This window comes from Limnospira fusiformis SAG 85.79 (assembly GCF_012516315.1).
GTDB lineage: Bacteria > Cyanobacteriota > Cyanobacteriia > Cyanobacteriales > Microcoleaceae > Limnospira > Limnospira fusiformis.
This window is the reverse complement of the sequence record NZ_CP051185.1, coordinates 6,197,257-6,213,177: the sequence shown is the minus strand read 5'-3', so window position 1 is coordinate 6,213,177 and position 15,921 is coordinate 6,197,257. Positions and strand designations below refer to the sequence as shown.

General features: G+C 42.7%; 17 protein-coding genes and 1 pseudogene. 6 read left to right on the top strand and 12 right to left on the bottom strand.

Going from position 1 to position 15,921, the window contains the following annotated elements; all coding sequences use genetic code 11:
• Nucleotides 1-406: 406 nt before the first annotated feature.
• The 3 genes from HFV01_RS28985 to HFV01_RS28975 all read right to left on the bottom strand — a co-directional run bounded on the left by HFV01_RS28985 (nucleotide 407) and on the right by HFV01_RS28975 (nucleotide 4,295).
• Nucleotides 407-2,884, bottom strand: coding sequence for a S8 family peptidase (locus HFV01_RS28985; protein WP_006622741.1), 2,478 nt, complete (start codon nucleotides 2,882-2,884; stop codon nucleotides 407-409).
• Between the two features lie 8 nt (nucleotides 2,885-2,892).
• Nucleotides 2,893-3,891 carry an AAA family ATPase gene (locus HFV01_RS28980; RefSeq protein ID WP_006622740.1) on the bottom strand — a complete coding sequence of 333 codons (999 nt, stop codon included), beginning with the start codon at nucleotides 3,889-3,891 and terminating at the stop codon, nucleotides 2,893-2,895.
• Between the two features lie 260 nt (nucleotides 3,892-4,151).
• On the bottom strand, nucleotides 4,152-4,295 hold the full coding sequence (locus HFV01_RS28975; protein ID WP_006622739.1) for a hypothetical protein: 144 nt from the start codon (nucleotides 4,293-4,295) through the stop codon (nucleotides 4,152-4,154).
• A 27-nt stretch (nucleotides 4,296-4,322) separates the two neighbouring features.
• Here HFV01_RS28975 and HFV01_RS28970 point away from each other — a divergent pair.
• Nucleotides 4,323-5,552: pseudogene (locus tag HFV01_RS28970) on the top strand (NB-ARC domain-containing protein); the annotation flags it as partial.
• Nucleotides 5,553-5,722: 170 nt separating this feature from the next.
• Here the strand turns inward: HFV01_RS28970 and HFV01_RS28965 are convergent.
• From HFV01_RS28965 to HFV01_RS28950, 4 genes are all read right to left on the bottom strand, one after another.
• The gene (locus HFV01_RS28965; RefSeq protein ID WP_006622746.1) at nucleotides 5,723-6,103 is read right to left on the bottom strand and encodes a type II toxin-antitoxin system VapC family toxin; all 381 of its coding nucleotides are present in this window, start codon (nucleotides 6,101-6,103) and stop codon (nucleotides 5,723-5,725) included.
• Nucleotides 6,094-6,360 (bottom strand): hypothetical protein, encoded by a 267-nt coding sequence (locus tag HFV01_RS28960; RefSeq protein ID WP_006622742.1) that lies wholly within the window; start codon nucleotides 6,358-6,360, stop codon nucleotides 6,094-6,096. The genes HFV01_RS28965 and HFV01_RS28960 overlap by 10 nt, the downstream gene beginning before the upstream one ends.
• Before the next feature lie 498 nt (nucleotides 6,361-6,858).
• A complete protein-coding gene (locus tag HFV01_RS28955) occupies nucleotides 6,859-7,242 on the bottom strand; it encodes an HNH endonuclease (RefSeq protein ID WP_006622744.1) in 384 nt (127 codons plus the stop codon).
• 6 nt (nucleotides 7,243-7,248) lie between these two features.
• Nucleotides 7,249-7,452, bottom strand: a complete 204-nt coding sequence (locus HFV01_RS28950; protein ID WP_006622733.1) for a hypothetical protein — start codon at nucleotides 7,450-7,452, stop codon at nucleotides 7,249-7,251.
• 257 nt (nucleotides 7,453-7,709) lie between these two features.
• Here HFV01_RS28950 and HFV01_RS28945 point away from each other — a divergent pair, with 257 nt between their 5' ends.
• Nucleotides 7,710-7,889: an antitoxin gene (locus tag HFV01_RS28945; protein WP_006668967.1), complete on the top strand. Its 180-nt coding sequence runs from the start codon at nucleotides 7,710-7,712 to the stop codon at nucleotides 7,887-7,889.
• A 64-nt stretch (nucleotides 7,890-7,953) separates the two neighbouring features.
• Here the strand turns inward: HFV01_RS28945 and HFV01_RS31525 are convergent, their stop codons facing one another.
• The 3 genes from HFV01_RS31525 to HFV01_RS28935 are packed head-to-tail and all read right to left on the bottom strand — an operon-like array spanning nucleotide 7,954 to nucleotide 8,617.
• Nucleotides 7,954-8,103, bottom strand: a complete 150-nt coding sequence (locus HFV01_RS31525; protein WP_231296511.1) for a toxin-antitoxin system TumE family protein — start codon at nucleotides 8,101-8,103, stop codon at nucleotides 7,954-7,956.
• On the bottom strand, nucleotides 8,100-8,336 hold the full coding sequence (locus HFV01_RS31520; RefSeq protein ID WP_006622730.1) for a hypothetical protein: 237 nt from the start codon (nucleotides 8,334-8,336) through the stop codon (nucleotides 8,100-8,102). The genes HFV01_RS31525 and HFV01_RS31520 overlap by 4 nt, the downstream gene beginning before the upstream one ends.
• A complete protein-coding gene (locus HFV01_RS28935; RefSeq protein ID WP_006622729.1) occupies nucleotides 8,333-8,617 on the bottom strand; it encodes a hypothetical protein in 285 nt (94 codons plus the stop codon). Before HFV01_RS28935 ends, HFV01_RS31520 begins: the two co-directional genes overlap by 4 nt.
• A 793-nt stretch (nucleotides 8,618-9,410) precedes the next feature.
• Between HFV01_RS28935 and HFV01_RS28930 the strand changes: the two genes are divergently transcribed.
• Nucleotides 9,411-9,740, top strand: a complete 330-nt coding sequence (locus HFV01_RS28930) for a Uma2 family endonuclease (RefSeq protein ID WP_006622727.1) — start codon at nucleotides 9,411-9,413, stop codon at nucleotides 9,738-9,740.
• 422 nt (nucleotides 9,741-10,162) lie between these two features.
• Nucleotides 10,163-10,735: a Uma2 family endonuclease gene (locus HFV01_RS28925; protein WP_006622725.1), complete on the top strand. Its 573-nt coding sequence runs from the start codon at nucleotides 10,163-10,165 to the stop codon at nucleotides 10,733-10,735.
• A 28-nt stretch (nucleotides 10,736-10,763) separates the two neighbouring features.
• On the opposite strand, the gene HFV01_RS28920 is transcribed toward HFV01_RS28925, so the two are convergent.
• Nucleotides 10,764-11,501 (bottom strand): hypothetical protein, encoded by a 738-nt coding sequence (locus HFV01_RS28920; RefSeq protein ID WP_318286047.1) that lies wholly within the window; start codon nucleotides 11,499-11,501, stop codon nucleotides 10,764-10,766.
• A gap of 284 nt (nucleotides 11,502-11,785) precedes the next feature.
• On the opposite strand from HFV01_RS28920, the gene HFV01_RS28915 reads away from it, so the two are divergent.
• Nucleotides 11,786-12,448, top strand: coding sequence for a DUF47 domain-containing protein (locus HFV01_RS28915; RefSeq protein WP_008056024.1), 663 nt, complete (start codon nucleotides 11,786-11,788; stop codon nucleotides 12,446-12,448).
• 77 nt (nucleotides 12,449-12,525) lie between these two features.
• Nucleotides 12,526-14,031 carry an inorganic phosphate transporter gene (locus HFV01_RS28910; protein WP_006622721.1) on the top strand — a complete coding sequence of 502 codons (1,506 nt, stop codon included), beginning with the start codon at nucleotides 12,526-12,528 and terminating at the stop codon, nucleotides 14,029-14,031.
• A 9-nt stretch (nucleotides 14,032-14,040) separates the two neighbouring features.
• Here the strand turns inward: HFV01_RS28910 and ftsH are convergent, their stop codons facing one another.
• Nucleotides 14,041-15,906, bottom strand: coding sequence for an ATP-dependent zinc metalloprotease FtsH (ftsH, locus tag HFV01_RS28905; RefSeq protein WP_006622720.1), 1,866 nt, complete (start codon nucleotides 15,904-15,906; stop codon nucleotides 14,041-14,043).
• Nucleotides 15,907-15,921 lie beyond the last annotated feature (15 nt).

Sequence of the window (15,921 nt, the reverse complement as noted above, 5' to 3'; positions counted from 1 at the left end):
GCAGAATATTTGCTATAATAAATAATAGTATCCCCCCCCTCCCTTCTGTATAGACGGAGCAGCCAATCGAAACTGCCAAGCTGTTTATGAGTGGGAATAGTATCGCTCCCTACCGATGGAACGAGAGCAAATTGTATGAAAATTTTGCTTGAGACGGATATTTGTATCTATACAATTAGATGATTTTTGTCTGGTTGATGATGGTGCGTTACGGGGCTGATTTTTCAGATAGTTATTAGGGAATTAAATTATGGCAGCCCCTAACACACCCTACCTGGTTGATGATGGTGCGTTACGGGGCTGATTTTTAGACTAATTATTAGGTAATTAAATTAGCGCCGCCCCTAACACACCCTACCGCTGAAATTATCGCCATTAAAAATCATCATAATATTTGGCTAATTGTTTAAGTTTCAATTGCCACAGATGTACTCACTAAATTGTAAACGGGAGTGTAAATATCCACTTCAACTCCGGGGACCCGAATGGAAATCACCAGTGAATAGGGTGCCATTTGATCGTACCGATCTAAATATTGTTTTTCTTTCCACCATCCCCCCACTGGATAGACCGCGATCGCATCTTTCTGGGCTAATTCCACACCAGTACCATACCAGATATCAGAATGTATAGAACCGCCATCCCTGGTATTTGAGCCAAGAAACCAATTATGATCATCAGAATGACTTGAACTTCTTCTGTCCTCTTTCTCTTCTCGAACAGCTTGATTAATTCGCCATCTGAAATCATTATCAGTTTCTAAAGAGTCTTTGACCTTGAAGCGCAACCCGTGAGAAGGATAACGATGTCGATATGCCCATCCCCTCTCTCCAGGATTGGGTTCAATAAAATAGGATAAAGTAATTTTTAACTCTATCTTTGCTTCTCCTAAGATTTCTAGTTTTTCACTCGGCCAAGGCAACTTATGAAACTTCATCTCTTTAGTTTTAACCCGGCTATTTTCTAAACAAAACGGTTGGAGTTCATCTTCAATAACTAGGGTTAAATCATTACTGGCACTTTGAAGCGCACGACTTAAATCAGGCACTCCATAACCATAACGTCTCAAAAGCGCACCTCTAGCAGTTTTAGAGGATGCAGCCTCAAAGTGATTCTGCATTGCCGGAGTCCATTCCGCAGAATGGACAATCAGTGCGCGTATCGTTTCCGGTCGATAGTTGGGCTGTTCTGACATAATACGTGCTGCCATGTAACTAGCAAGAGCAGTTGCGCTGCTTGTATCGCTCATGCGATCGAACATTCTGATATTTGGGCGGTAGTGAGTGGTTAGCAGACAAAGATCGTCAATGGCTGCTGCTGGATTTTCACCATCAAAAGCCATATTTCCACCTTCAAACACCACATCTGGACGAATCGGCCATTGACTGTCCCATGTAACTGAAGTTCTACTACGAGGAGACAGGTCGCCCCCAGGGGCTAAGGGCAGCCAACCCTGATAATTAGAGTCGATAATATTAATTTTTTCAGTATAAGCACCCACAATTAGAGGATTCCACGCTTGCCCAGGATTGTCTATGGTTTCAACATCATTAATATTGAGGTAATCTTCTGCTATAATTTCTTGAGAAATATTACCAGCAGAAATAATCATCAATCGGCGGAATTCACCATCATTGAAACATAGCTGATCCACTGCTGCTGACCAAGATGATGGCGTTCCTTTTGTAGAGTCACTACTACTTGTTACCGCCATACAAAAAACCCGAGGGCGATGGGGATTTGCAATTTCAGGTAAAGAAACACCCTGCTCTGTTATTGCACCGTAAAGCTCAGGTTGATTTTGTCCGGTATTGGGAAGAATTTTAACTGATTCAAGGCGGTGGAAAAGTTTCACTTGTCCCGATGTGGCTAACAAATCGATGAGTTGGTCAGAATACAAACATAAACCAGCCATTGCTGTACCATGACCGCGCCAAAAAGCGCTATCATTAACCCCCCAAGATGGTTCAACTGCGTGCATATCATTGGCATCCAGTCCCGGCGAAAGTAATGGATGAATTCTGGCAACTCCACTATCTAATACACAAATTGATACCGCGTGTTTAGCTGGTGCAATTAGTCGTTTTTCTAAATCGTCAACCCATTGCTCTTGTTCTATATTTGGCATTCCCAGAAACATTGATGGCGTATCTTTGGCGAGGCGTAATTCTGCTACTACATCAGAATTATTGATGACTCGTGCCATTGCTTCCCAATTACACATTGCCAAAACCACCTCACGTTCTGGGAAAGAAATTGCATGATATTTTGTGGTAATCTCCAGCTTTTGAGTAATCTGATTAAATTCTCCCTGTTTCTCTTTTCGGAGCCAAACTTCCCACCAAACCTCCCGCCCATTTTCGGGAAACAAGGCAGGAACATCAGTAAATAGTGATTGTACTGTGCCAATTTGAACCGCTTCTAACCGAGCGACAAGTGCCTGATTTTTGGGTTTGTCTGTATCTGTATCTTCGTCTCGATACTGTTCTACTTTTTTTAGAAAGTAGTCCTGGGCTGACTCTGGAACAAAAACTGTTGCCAAAACCATGTCTTCCTGGTCATGAATTTTCTTCACTGCCACCAATTCAATATTTTTTTTCCTGTTTTCTAAGGACTTTAAAGCAATGGTTTCCTCACTTTTAATCTGAAATTCTAAGTAAAACCCCGGTACTCCAGTAGCAAGCTGAGAATCACGAGAGTTTAATATTTGATTAGCTTGCTGAATTGCTTTGCCGATTTGTTCCTCTAAATACCTAGCATGAGCTATCCGATCGCGATCGGGAGATAAATTAGAACCACCACCTTGTCGGGGTCGTGTATAATTTTCACTCTGGCCGTTTTCCGGTAAGTAAATATGAGGAAAATCACGGGATTCTTGGGACATAATCGCGCCTACACTTTGGTCAATACTAAATGGTTAATGTTGCGTCTTTCTAAAAGAGTCGCCAGCAAATGTTCATGGTCAATTTGTTCAGTATTTAATAGTACAGCCTGTTTTGCTGCTTCATCCGCAGCACGAACAATTTCAGCCAAACTTAAATTTTGTGCCGCCTTAAAAATCTCTGACCAATCATGCCAATGAATATCAAATAATGTTAGCCTATTTTCTAAAACGCGGCGAATCATTTCTTCGCTGGGAAGTGTATATGAAATCACATCATCAAATCTTCTAAAAAGAGCTTCATCTAATAAATTGTTATGATTGGTCGCTGCGACGATTAAACTATCACTTTGGTCATTCTCTATAAATAATAAAAATGAATTTAATACGCGCCGAATCTCTCCCACATCATTGGCACTGTTGCGGTGCGCCCCAATGGCATCAAATTCATCAAAAAAATAAACGCCCCGTGTTAGTGACATCGCATCAAAAATTAATTGAAGTCTGCTGGCAGTTTCTCCCATAAACTTACCAATCAGGCTACTATAAATAGCAGTCATCAGCGGCAGTTGTAACTCACCAGCTAAAGCTGCAGCAGTCATTGTTTTGCCAGAACCGGGCGGACCGACCAACAGAATTTTGCGACGAGGAGATAGGTTATAATCTTGCAGACGATTTCGTTGTTTCTGTTCTGTAAGAATACGTTTAAGTTTGGTTTCAAGCTCTGATGAGAGTACCATATCACTTAGCTTAGTCTCTGGGTAACGTGCTGATAGTAAATTAGCTAATTCACCTTTTGGCTGAACTAAGGGGACTGCGCTATTTTTTCGATCGAGCGCCGAACCCCGGTTTTTAGCTTCATCAATTAACTCGCGAATTTCTTGAGCCAATTTTCCATGTCCCTGCCTTGCTTCATGGGCTGCAATTTGAAGGGCGGCAGAACAAAACTGCTGCTCTTCGCCTTCTATGTGGCTTTTTATAAGCGCTATGATTTGACGAGCAGTAGACATAAATCTGGTATCCCCTACTAGAATAGCCCACCCTTGGTGATGCTATAATATATTATAACTCATCAGATCTCATACTAGAGCAAAAATTTACCCAAATCGTTTACTTTTGAGGGTGATGGGTTCATTTAATAGATTCAAAAAATGAATACTGAACGACCAGTCAAATACTATGCTTTAACAATTGACATTTTTTATTATATTTAATGTGTTTTTATTTCTATATAAACTGCATAAATTGAACTTTTAAAAAAAGGTACATATTATTGCTGTTCAGCCTGATATTGGCGGATAGGTTCCTTAATTTTACTCAGAGACAGAGGTTGTGCGATCGCCTCTTCCAGCAACTCCTCCCTAAACTGCTCATCGTGAACCCGGGCAATGGTTTTCGCCTTCGTATATTCCATGGATCCCCAGGGCAAAGCCTCCAGAAATACTGTGGCAATGATCACGTCAAGAAATCAGCGTCCGACTTATGGAAACTCCTGTCTGACCTGTTGGGAGAGAATGTGAAAAAAAAGAATGTGCGATCGCTCATCGAAAATGAAATATTTTCTTATCATAATGATGGGGTGCATATCGGTAATCAAATAAATGTCTGCAGCGACTTATACGGCTATCCTAAGAGTCAGAAAAAGCGATCGCCCCAAGACACCACCACCCCCCCACCTCCACCACGCCACGACCTCAGCCAAGCCCCCGAAAATAGCCGCCGCTTCTGCGATCGCACCCAGGAACTAGCTACCCTCAAGCAGTGGATACTAGAAGAACATAGCCGCATTGTCAGCCTAACCGGACTATCCGGAATTGGGAAAACCGCCCTGGCTAGAAAACTGGTAGAAGAGATTAAAGACAACTTCGATCGCACTCTGTGGCGCAGTCATCGCCAATTCCCCAATTTCAACGCCCTACAAAGTCATATCATCGAATCTCTCGCCCCACCACCTCCCAGCCACAACCCATCAATCATCAACTATTTAAACTCTCGTAACTCTTTTTTAGACCATCTCAGAAACCACCGTTGTTTAATCATCCTCGACGACTTTCAAGAAACCTTAAACCCTGGAGAATTAGTCGGCAATTATCGCCCAGAATACCAAAACTATAGTCATCTCCTCCATGAAATTGGCAGATGCTCTCATCAAAGTTGTCTGTTGCTACTCGGTTGGGAACAACCCCTAGAAATCGCCGCCATGGAAGCTGAAGAAAACTACGGCAAAACTCTACAAATTGCCGGGTTAGGGAAATCAGCCAGCCAACTCCTCACGGCTAGAAAACTCAAAGATAAACCTGAATGGTCAAAGCTGATTGAACTGTACAATGGCAACCCTTTATGGTTAAGTATAATCGCCACTGATATCCTAGAACTATTTAACGGTAGTGTCGAAAAATTCCTATCCTATCCTACTCTATATTTAGGAAGTCTAGAAACTCTCATCAAACCACATTATCAACGGTTGTCGGAAGTCGAGAAAATCCTCATGGGGTGGTTAGCTAACCAAGAAAAATCCGTAGATATCAGCCAGAAACCACCCGAACTTTTATCAGATGCCGATTTTCTGAAAGGGATACAATCTTTAAACCGACGAAATTTCCTGAACAAATCATCCGGTTTCACCCTACAACCAGTGATTAAACAATATGTGAAAAATTTAATTTCCTAGGCTGGCGTTACCGAGCGGATTTTTCGGCTAATTATTAGGTAATTAAATTCTCGTCGCCCCTAACACTACCCGTTAGGCTATTTATGGAGAAACCGGGTTTCTTTAATAAATCTTGGCAGAAATGCGCTGTTGTAGAAACCCAGTTTCTTTTCCTGACCATAGCCCACCCATTAAGGTAAGTCAGTGCTAAATTTAGCCTGTAATTGCCGATCCAACGTTAGCAAGCGTAACCCATAAACCTTCGCCGTTGCTGCAATAATCGCATCCGGCAACTTCACATTATGGTTGCGTCGAAAGGCGATCGCCTCTTGTTCAATTTTTTCATCTAATTTCAAGACTAATAAATTTGCCAACAAGTTTTGAATCGTCTGCTCCTCTTCTGCCTCTAAGTTAGGATAACTGAGTAACTCCATTCGCGTAATTTGACTGATGGCACAGTTCTCAAATTCTAGCTGCTCGGTTGCCAGCAATGCGATCGCTGATGAATAGGCTTTGAGAATGGCGATCGCCACATTAGTATCTAATATTAATCTACAACAAATCAATCCCACTCATCACGCATCTGACGCTGAATTACAACCGGATCGTCTTGAAAATTGGGTGAATTTTGCAGCTTTCCCACAAAGTCAGCTAATGTATTTTTGGTCAAGGGTTCACTCCCAGGATCGGAGATAGGTATGACCATGATTTCCACTTCTTGATCCGGTAGAGAAAGCGATTCATTCAAAATAATAGTTTGACCGCGCTTAATTCCTTTAGCTCGAATGATCATAAATTTTCGGAAGCCATTTAGTTGAGTTAATGCCATAATTATAACATAATTCATTTCGGCATTGCTTGAGTAGCAGAATATTTGCTATAAATAGATGTTTGATGCCCTTCAGGAGTTTCCAGAGGATTTGCCAATTGAGCGCGATCGCTCCCTACCGATGGAACGAGAGCAAATTGTATGAAAATTTTGCTTGATACGGATATTTGTATCTATACAATTAGATGATTTTTGTCTGGTTGATGATGGTGCGTTACGGGGCGGATTTTTAGGCTAATTATTAGGTAATTAAATTCTCGTCGCCCCTAACACTACCCCTTAGGCTATTTATGGAGAAACCGGGTTTCTTTAATAAATCTTGGCAGAAATGCGCTGTTGTAGAAACCCAGTTTCTTTTCGGGGGTGCGATCGCTTCGCTCTCCAGCCATAGCCATCATCAAAAAATGCACACAATGTTCTTGGAATCAGAGAAAGCGATCGCTCGACCTCTACTTAATTGATATCTTCCGGGGGTGGATGTCGCCCCAGTAATTCTTCTTATGCCCGAATTGCCAACATCGTTGACCGATTCAAATTAAGAACTTTCACCGTTGCTCTACCCGTTGCCGTTAACCCGACGATCGCCTCCACGCCATTCCCAGCAAAATGAGTATTCCATCTTTGTTGGCGAGGATTAAAAATACAGACAACCTCGCCTGTTTCAGGATCCTCAATTTCCTGACGCGCTCCCTTGCGAAGCGAACAGGAAACACAAGCAAGATCTAAATTGTCTGCCGTAGTTTCGCCCCCAGCCACAACGGGAATAATATGGTCGATGTGAAATGTAGCGACTTGACCCACCTGAGAAATCCCGCAATATTCACAACGATTATTGGCTCGCTGAATCACCAAGCGACGGAGAGTAGCTGGAATTTTGGTCATTGATAATTATTGACTCACTCGCGTTGAACGTAACTGTAACAAAGATAAAAATTCCACCAGTTCCACCAGTCCCTCGGCTTCCTGTCTTTCTGCTTGAGACAAAGGATAGCCTTCATCCTGACGATCTAAGAGAAATTGCAATCGATTTTGAACGGCTGGGGGCAGTTGAAAGCGAGTCAGTTCAATGGGAATTTCGACGATTTCGGGCATAAGTGTCGTTAGCCTAGGTCTGTATTTACGATGATTCTATTCTAATCGCCCGATCTGAGAAACCGAGGTTCTTTAATAAATATTAACATAAAACCAAAATTATCGCAGAAACCCGGTTTTTTTTCGGGGGTGCGATCGCCTGGACTAGGAAATCTGAATTAATTTTATAGATTGCCATACAGAATTGCTTGACGAGCATAATATTTGCTATAATAAATAATAGTATCTCCCCCCCTTCTGTATATACGGAGTGACCAATGGACACGGCAAAGCTGTTTATGAGTGGGAATAGTCAGGCGGTACTCTTGCCTAAGAGTTATCGTTTTTCTGGGGATGAAGTGGTGATTAAACGATTGGGCAATGCGGTTGTCCTGCTGCCCAAAGAAAACCCCTGGCAGGTGATGTTTGATGCCCTGGAAGAGTTCCCAGAGGATTGACAAATGGCGATTGGCTTTTCTGAACAAAGAATTATTTAGATTATCTTACATAAAGATTAATAGTTTATCTTAACTCAGATTCCATAAAATATATAAATTCTAAGATATTTCGAGATTGCCCTGGCTCGACGTTAATTTCTGAGCCGATATGAACATGATGGGGAAAATTGGGTAAACCTGGAAAATGCTTAACACTATCCCAGCGTTTTCTCAGCAGTTGTTTAGATGAATCGATCCATTGAAACGATAATCTAAGGTAAAAATTTGGTTATATTGAATGGTGAATGATTCAGCAATTTCTAAGAAGTCGCTGTTAATCAGGGTCAAACGAGCCCGAAAGTATCGGCGATCGCCTAAAATTCTCTCATCACTAATCTCGATTGCACTAATGATTGGGCTACCAGCCAGCTTCTCGTTAATAGCGGCAATATATTGGTCTAATTTCATGATTTATCAGAAATCTTAACCTGGCTTAAATTCAGCATTTCATAATATGTATTCCACTCAAAAAAATCGCTTGAATCCGCAAGTTTACCAGCCTGGAATTGTCGATAAAATTCCTGGGATGACATCTGATATTTAGCTTCAAATATTTTTAGCTTATCTTCTAAATTTTCAAGTTGTTTAGCCAGAGAATATTTCTGGATTTCACGTTCCAGATATTGCCGATCTTCATCGGAGAGCGACAGAATAATTTGCACCAAAGACTGGACTAATTTTTGATTCATAATAGCTTTGAAGTTTGATGAATAAGATGCTCGCACAGTTGACGATGTGGAAACCGATAATATCCACCAAGAGGCAGCTTTTGGTGGGACTAGTCGTTAGGCGATCCCAAATATGGATTTGCTCTCTATTCTACGACATTCATCCAAATGATACGGGGGCGCGCTTCCCCATCCAAGATTAATCAGAGATAGAATTTATTTGTTAGGTTGAGTGAAACCCAGAAGGTAGGTTGGGTGAAACCCAACACGAATTTATTTGTTAGGTTGAGTGAAACCCAGAAGGTAGGTTGGGTGAAACCCAACACGAATTTATTTGTTAGGTTGAGTGAAACCCAGAAGGTAGGTTGGGTGAAACCCAACACGAATTTATTTGTTGGGTTGAGTGAAACCCAGAAGGTAGGTTGGGTGAAACCCAACACGAATTTATTTGTTGGGTTGAGTGAAACCCAGAAGGTAGGTTGGGTGAAACCCAACACGAATTTATTTGTTGGGTTGAGTGAAACCCAGAAGGTAGGTTGGGTGAAACCCAACACGAATTTATTTGTTAGGTTGAGTGAAACCCAGAAGGTAGGTTGGGTGAAACCCAACACGAATTTATTTGTTAGGTTGAGTGAAACCCAGAAGGTAGGTTGGGTGAAACCCAACACGAATTTATTTGTTGGGTTGAGTGAAACCCAGAAGGTAGGTTGGGTGAAACCCAACACGAATTTATTTGTTAGGTTGAGTGAAACCCAGAAGGTAGGTTGGGTGAAACCCAACACGAATTTATTTGTTAGGTTGAGTGAAACCCAACATGAATCCAAGCTACTCAACTGGGATTCCCCAGGAAGGCTGGGAGGGGTTGACGGCTGAAGAGAAACAGGGATTTTTGCCCCTGTGTCCCGATTTTGTCGTGGAATTGTGGTCTCCCAGCGATTGGTTGACTCAGTTACAGGAGAAAATGCAAGAATCTGTAGAGAATGTCACTCGTTTAGGATGGTTGATTGACCGAAGTTCTCCGACAGTCCAAATTGATCGCCCTCAGCAACCGGTGGACGTGGTTAACTCGTCGTCAAAGTTTTCAGGTGAAGGGGTTTTGCCGAGGTTGATATTGAAGTGCAATTTATGCTATATTAGAACCTGAAACTAGATCAAAATTTATAAACGGTAAAACAATGGATCTTAAAGCTGCTTCGCTATGGGGAGCAGTCATAGGGCTATTGCTGGGGGTGGCGATACTTCTTTGGTTAGATGTTACCGAGGGACAATATGTATTAGCTGGGCTTGTTTTTACAGTATTGGGGGGCTTAATTATGGGTTTGTGTGTCTCGTTGGGAATCCTAATCTCTCAAAGTGTTATAGCTAATGGGATGTGGTTTTTTTGGACATTGGCAGGGCTGGCTGATTCTTTTATTCCTGTGTTATTCAATGGTTTTAGGTGGTGTTTAAGACCACTATTTATAATTAGATTAACAATCTTGCCTACAATATAGCGTGTATCATTCACCCGGGTATCAACTTTGTTTATCCACGTATACCTTGACCCTCACATATACTTTTCCCTTAATGAACAGCTTAACTATAAATACGGACGCACTCCATCTTGACGACGAGCAGTTTTTCCAACTTTGTCAGGATAACCGCGACTTACAATTTGAACGCAACGCTAACGGAACCCTGATTATTATGCCCCCTACTGGTGGTGAAACCGGACACCGTAATTTTGAACTCTGTTTAGAATTGGGATTGTGGAATCGTCAGACGCAAGGGGGAATCGCCTTTGACTCCTCAACAGGGTTCAAACTCCCCAATGGAGCCAACCGTTCCCCCGATGCAGCTTGGATTCCCCTGGAACGCTGGGAGGGGTTGACGGCTGAAGAGAAACAGGGATTTTTGCCCCTGTGTCCCGATTTTGTGGTGGAATTGCGTTCTCCCAGCGATTCGTTGACTCAGTTGCAGGAGAAAATGCAAGAATATGTGGAGAATGGCACTCGTTTAGGATGGTTGATTGACCCCAGTTCTCGGATAGTCCACATTTATCGCCCTCAGCAACCGGTGGAGGTGGTTAACTCGCCGCCAGAGTTGTCGGGTGAGGGGGTTTTGCCGGGGTTGATCTTGAACTGCGATCGCCTCTGGTAAGCTGGGTCAATAGGAGAGTCTGAGGAGTCTAACACAAATCGCTGCCAACGGTATTCACATTGTATTTATCTTCTGTCACTCTCGGAGAAGCCTTGCGTTTTCTGAATCCCAGCCGGGTAGGTTGTGTGAAACCCAACATAAATCCATTTTGTAGGTTGTGTGAAACCCAGAAAGTAGGTTGTGTGAAACCCAACACGAATTTATTTGTTGGGTTGGGTGAAACCCAGAAGGTAGGTTGGGTGAAACCCAACATAAATCCATTTTGTAGGTTGTGTGAAACCCAGAAGGTAGGTTGTGTGAAACCCAACACGAATTTATTTGTTGGGTTGTGTGAAACCCAGAAGGTAGGTTGTGTGAAACCCAACACAAATTTATTTGTTGGGTTGTGTGAAACCCAGAAGGTAGGTTGGGTGAAACCCAACACAAATTTATTTGTTGGGTTGTGTGAAACCCAGAAGGTAGGTTGGGTGAAACCCAACACGAATTTATTTGTTGGGTTGTGTGAAACCCAGAAGGTAGGTTGTGTGAAACCCAACACAAATTTATTTGTTGGGTTGTGTGAAACCCAGAAGGTAGGTTGGGTGAAACCCAACACAAATTTATTTGTTGGGTTGTGTGAAACCCAGAAGGTAGGTTGGGTGAAACCCAACACAAATTTATTTGTTGGGTTGGGTGAAACCCAGAAAGTAGGTTGTGTGAAACCCAACACGAATTTATTTGTTGGGTTGTGTGAAACCCAGAAGGTAGGTTGGGTGAAACCCAACACGAATTTATTTGTTGGGTTGGGCGAAACCCAACACGAATCTATTTTGTAGGTTGGGTGAAACCCAACATTAACTCACAGATAGTGGTGTTAGGTTTGGTGACTCCACCCAAGCGACTCAACTTGGTGAATATAAATAAAATCTCACAAAAACCGGGTTTCTTTATCTCTGGTCAATTAATGATAAAATCAGGGATTGTTACTGGTGAAAGTTGAAATTGGTATCGCCCGCCCCTAGTGAGATTATTGGGGGCGGTTAATCTTGGCGTTTTATGGGTAGAAATATTATGAAAAAAGACATTCCGCCTTTGTTTGGTAAAACTAAATTTATCGAAGGTCAAATAGATGAGTTTCTGGATAAGATATCTGAAGGATGTCTATATTTTGAGATGGGAATTTCCGCTTATTTAGATTCTCAATATGTGACGGCAAGCTGTGAGAATAAAATGCAGCAATTGCGGGATTTAAAGAGGCGATGCAATGAACTTAGGCGGGCGATTGAATCCCAACTATATACGGAAATGTTGATTCCTGACTCCCGGGGTGATGTTTTAAGTTTGTTGGAGGATTTATACTATTTAATTGATTTGTTTGGCGACAGTTATCAAAGCATTATTATTGAACATCCAGATATTCCAGAAGACTATGATCAAGACTTTAAAGAATTGACGGGAATGGTGGTTAAAAGTGTGGAAACTGTTGTCATTGCGGCGCGGGCTTTTTTCCGTCATCCTGATGCGGTTCGCGATCATCTTTATCGCGTCCGAGTCTATGAAACAGAAAGCGATCGCATTGCTATTAGACTCAAAACAAATATCTTTAATTCTCAACTGCCTTTGGAACGTAAAATGCAGTTACGCGACGGAGTTGATTTGATTGACCGTCTCGCTGATGCTGCTGAAGATGCTGGGGATGAGTTATCAATTTATGCGATTAAGCGAGTCCTCTAAAACTGCTTAATTATCTCCTATTTGCGGGAAAATTTAGTTAAATTTTCTCTGGTAAGCCAGTCATAAATCAGGTAAACATGGACGCGATCGCAATTTTAATTTTTCTATCCAGTGGCTTATTTCTAGGCTGGTCTTTGGGCGCAAATGATGCCGCCAATGTCTTCGGGACTGCCGTTGGTAGTCGCATGGTAAAGTTTAGTACAGCAGCCTTTATCTGTAGTATATTCGTAATTATCGGCGCAGTAGTGGGGGGGGCTGGTGCCGCTGCTGGACTCGGAGAATTAGGCGCTGTTAATACCATTGCTGGTGCTTTTACTGCTGCTTTTGCTGCTGCTTTAACCGTCTTCTGGATGACCAAAATTGGTTTACCTGTTTCCACCACCCAAGCCGTTGTCGGTGCTATTATTGGCTGGAATCAATTTAGTGGTTCCATAACAGATACCGATACCCTCATAAAAATTCTCGGAACCTGGGTTGCTTGCCCCATCTTGGGCGCTATTTTCGCCGCCGGGCTTTATTTGGTGGTCATAGCTATTCTCGACCGTCTGAGACTGCATTTGCTGCGGTTAGATCTTTATACCCGCGCTGGGTTAATTTTAGCAGGCGCTTTCGGTTCATTAGCCCTCGGCGCTAATAATATTGGTAATGTTATGGGGGTGTTTGTGTCTTCTTCACCCTTCACTAACTTTAATATTGGGTCCGTGAGTATTTCCTCAGTTCAACAACTGTTCTTAATGGGGGGAATTGCGATCGCTATTGGTGTTTACACTTACTCAAAACGGGTAATGATGACCGTTGGTAATAGCTTAATGCCTCTCTCTCCCGTCGCCGCGTTTGTCGTCGTTGTCGCCCATTCTTTAGTATTATATATATTTTCTTCCACCGGGTTAGAAAGCCTGTTAGCTAATGCCGGCTTACCGACTATTCCCCTCATTCCCGTTTCTAGTTCTCAAGCCGTCGTTGGGGGGGTTATTGGCATTGGACTTTTGAAGGGTATTAAAAGCGCCCGCCAAATTCGCTGGCGTGTTTTATTGGGTATTGCTTCCGGCTGGGTTTCCACCCCTATTATAGCAGCCATTATTAGTCTAGTTATGCTATTTATTTTACAAAATGTCTTTAATCAACCTGTCTATCAAAGTGTGGAATATCAGCTATCCCAAACAGTTTTAAACAAATTGGAACAGGTGGGAATACCTACCGAACCCCTACAAGATATCAGCGATCGCACTATTAGCGGCGGGGTCAATTTTCGAGATGAAGTTAGGGCGCGCATGACCCTAGATAAAGAACAGGAAAAACAACTGCTTTCCCTCGCCCAAATTCACCTAATATATATCGACCCTTTCCAAATTAAAAACCTGAATACAAGCTATCTCAATTCCGACCAAATTCGTGCCATTGGGCGGTTATCTGGGCGGACATTTTTTCATCGTTGGCAGTTAGCAGAAGCCCTCGCCGAAGAATCAGAGTCCTGGCAATTTCAGCCGCCCATAACCCGCTATAAAGATGATAACACCAAACTACAGCAACAACTTAATTATGTAGGCGATCGCTTTCATGCACCCCTGAGAATGGTTAACTAGGCTGACCGTCTAACTGTCAATGGCGGGATTTTTCACAACATCTAAAAGCCCTTGTAATTCCTCCCCTTCGATAACCTCAGTTTCCAAAACTTTCAGGGATATCGTATCTAATAAATCTCGGTTAAATTCCAGAATATCCAAGGCTTGTTGATAAGCATTTTCCACAATTTCCCGAACTTCTGCATCAATAGCCTCCGCTGTTTTTTCACTAATAGAACGTCGTCTATTACCATCACCCATTCCCAAAAAGTTAGGTTTTCCCCCTTCCTCATAAGCCAAAGGGCCTAGGACTTGACTCATACCGTAAGTAGTCACCATTTTTTCCGCCAAATTAGTAGCGCGGCGCAGGTCATCAGAAGCCCCATTAGTCACCCGTTCAAAAACAATTTTTTCCGCAGCCCTCCCCCCTAATAAAGTGGCAATTTGTTCGCGAAATTCAGTTTCATCCATTAAAAATCTATCCTCAGTCGGCATTTTTAATGTATAGCCTAAAGCACTTAAACCACGGGGAACAATCGAAATTTTAGCCACCTTTCCACCCCCCGGCATTAACGCCCCAACTATAGCGTGTCCGACTTCGTGATAAGCGACAATTTTCTTTTCTTTCTCACTCAAAACCCGGCTGCGTTTTTCCAGCCCAGCAACCACCCTTTCTATGGCTTCATAAAACTCTTGTTGTCCGACCAGTTTCCGATGCCTTCTCGCCGCCAACAAAGCCGCCTCATTAACTAAATTCGCCAGGTCTGCACCCCCAAAACCAGGAGTACGAGTAGCGATCGCTTGCATATCCACATCAGAGGCTAATTTAACCCGTTTCGCGTAGATATCTAAAATCGCTTTTCTACCTGCCAAGTCAGGACGATCAACCAACACTTGACGGTCAAACCTTCCCGGACGTAATAAAGCCACATCTAAAGCCTCTGGGCGGTTAGTAGCAGCTAACACAATCACCGTTTCCGCCCCCGCTGCAAACCCATCCATTTCCGTCAATAATTGGTTAAGGGTTTGTTCTCTTTCATCACTGCTACCACTTTGAAAACCGCCACCCCCGCCGCTTCTGGATTTGCCGATCGCATCTAATTCGTCAATAAAAATAATACAAGGTGCCTTCGTTTTTGCCTGTTCAAATAAATCCCTAACTCGCGCCGCCCCAGTCCCTACAAATAACTCCACAAATTCCGAAGCCGAAATGCTAAAAAACGGGACTCCCGCCTCTCCAGCCACTGCTTTCGCCATCAGAGTTTTACCTGTCCCTGGCGGCCCTACTAATAGTAAACCCTTGGGAATTCTCGCGCCAATTTCGATAAATCTTTGGGGATTTTTGAGGAAGTCTACCACCTCCGCTAGTTCAGCTTTTGCTTCCTCAACTCCCGCAATATCATTAAAGGTAATTTTTTCCGACTCTCCCTCCACATATACCTTCGCTTTACTTTTGCTAATTGATAAAGCACCTTGGGGGTCTCGTTTCATAAAAAATTGAAAAGCCGCCACTAAAATCAATGGCGGAACCACCCAATTTAACAAGACATTAAACCAGGCATTTTGGGGAGGTGGCGGCGCACCAAAATCTATTCCTAGGGCTTGTAAACGTCTGGGAAGTTCCGGGTCAAAAACTGGAGTAGTCGCTAAAATTCGGGGGGGTTCGTCTCCTTCCGATCGCAGTTGATAGCGAATTTCATTATCTCCCAGCAACACCGCTTTAACCTCCCCCCTTTCAATTTGTTGGATAAACAAACTATAGGGAACTTTGGGAATTCTGGGTCGAGTAATTTGCGGCACTAACCAATTGCCAATTAAAATCAACCCGGCTAGAATTAAGAGTAAATTAGCGATTTTTCTGGATTTAGGAATTTTCGGTTTTTTCTTAATACTCATAGGTTGATACCACAG

Bases quoted from the DNA above. Each gene is read 5' to 3' on its own strand.
- HFV01_RS28985 (WP_006622741.1), bottom strand. From the start codon at position 2,884: ATGTCCCAAGAATCCCGTGATTTTCCTCATATTTACTTACCGGAAAAC.
- HFV01_RS28955 (WP_006622744.1), bottom strand. From the start codon at position 7,242: ATGACCAAAATTCCAGCTACTCTCCGTCGCTTGGTGATTCAGCGAGCC.
- HFV01_RS28975 (WP_006622739.1), bottom strand. From the start codon at position 4,295: ATGGAATATACGAAGGCGAAAACCATTGCCCGGGTTCACGATGAGCAG.
- HFV01_RS31520 (WP_006622730.1), bottom strand. From the start codon at position 8,336: ATGAAATTAGACCAATATATTGCCGCTATTAACGAGAAGCTGGCTGGT.
- HFV01_RS28980 (WP_006622740.1), bottom strand. From the start codon at position 3,891: ATGTCTACTGCTCGTCAAATCATAGCGCTTATAAAAAGCCACATAGAA.
- HFV01_RS28945 (WP_006668967.1), top strand. From the start codon at position 7,710: ATGGACACGGCAAAGCTGTTTATGAGTGGGAATAGTCAGGCGGTACTC.
- HFV01_RS28910 (WP_006622721.1), top strand. From the start codon at position 12,526: ATGGACGCGATCGCAATTTTAATTTTTCTATCCAGTGGCTTATTTCTA.
- HFV01_RS28935 (WP_006622729.1), bottom strand. From the start codon at position 8,617: ATGAATCAAAAATTAGTCCAGTCTTTGGTGCAAATTATTCTGTCGCTC.
- HFV01_RS28950 (WP_006622733.1), bottom strand. From the start codon at position 7,452: ATGCCCGAAATCGTCGAAATTCCCATTGAACTGACTCGCTTTCAACTG.
- ftsH (WP_006622720.1), bottom strand. From the start codon at position 15,906: ATGAGTATTAAGAAAAAACCGAAAATTCCTAAATCCAGAAAAATCGCT.
- HFV01_RS28930 (WP_006622727.1), top strand. From the start codon at position 9,411: ATGAATCCAAGCTACTCAACTGGGATTCCCCAGGAAGGCTGGGAGGGG.
- HFV01_RS28925 (WP_006622725.1), top strand. From the start codon at position 10,163: ATGAACAGCTTAACTATAAATACGGACGCACTCCATCTTGACGACGAG.
- HFV01_RS28960 (WP_006622742.1), bottom strand. From the start codon at position 6,360: ATGGCATTAACTCAACTAAATGGCTTCCGAAAATTTATGATCATTCGA.
- HFV01_RS28915 (WP_008056024.1), top strand. From the start codon at position 11,786: ATGAAAAAAGACATTCCGCCTTTGTTTGGTAAAACTAAATTTATCGAA.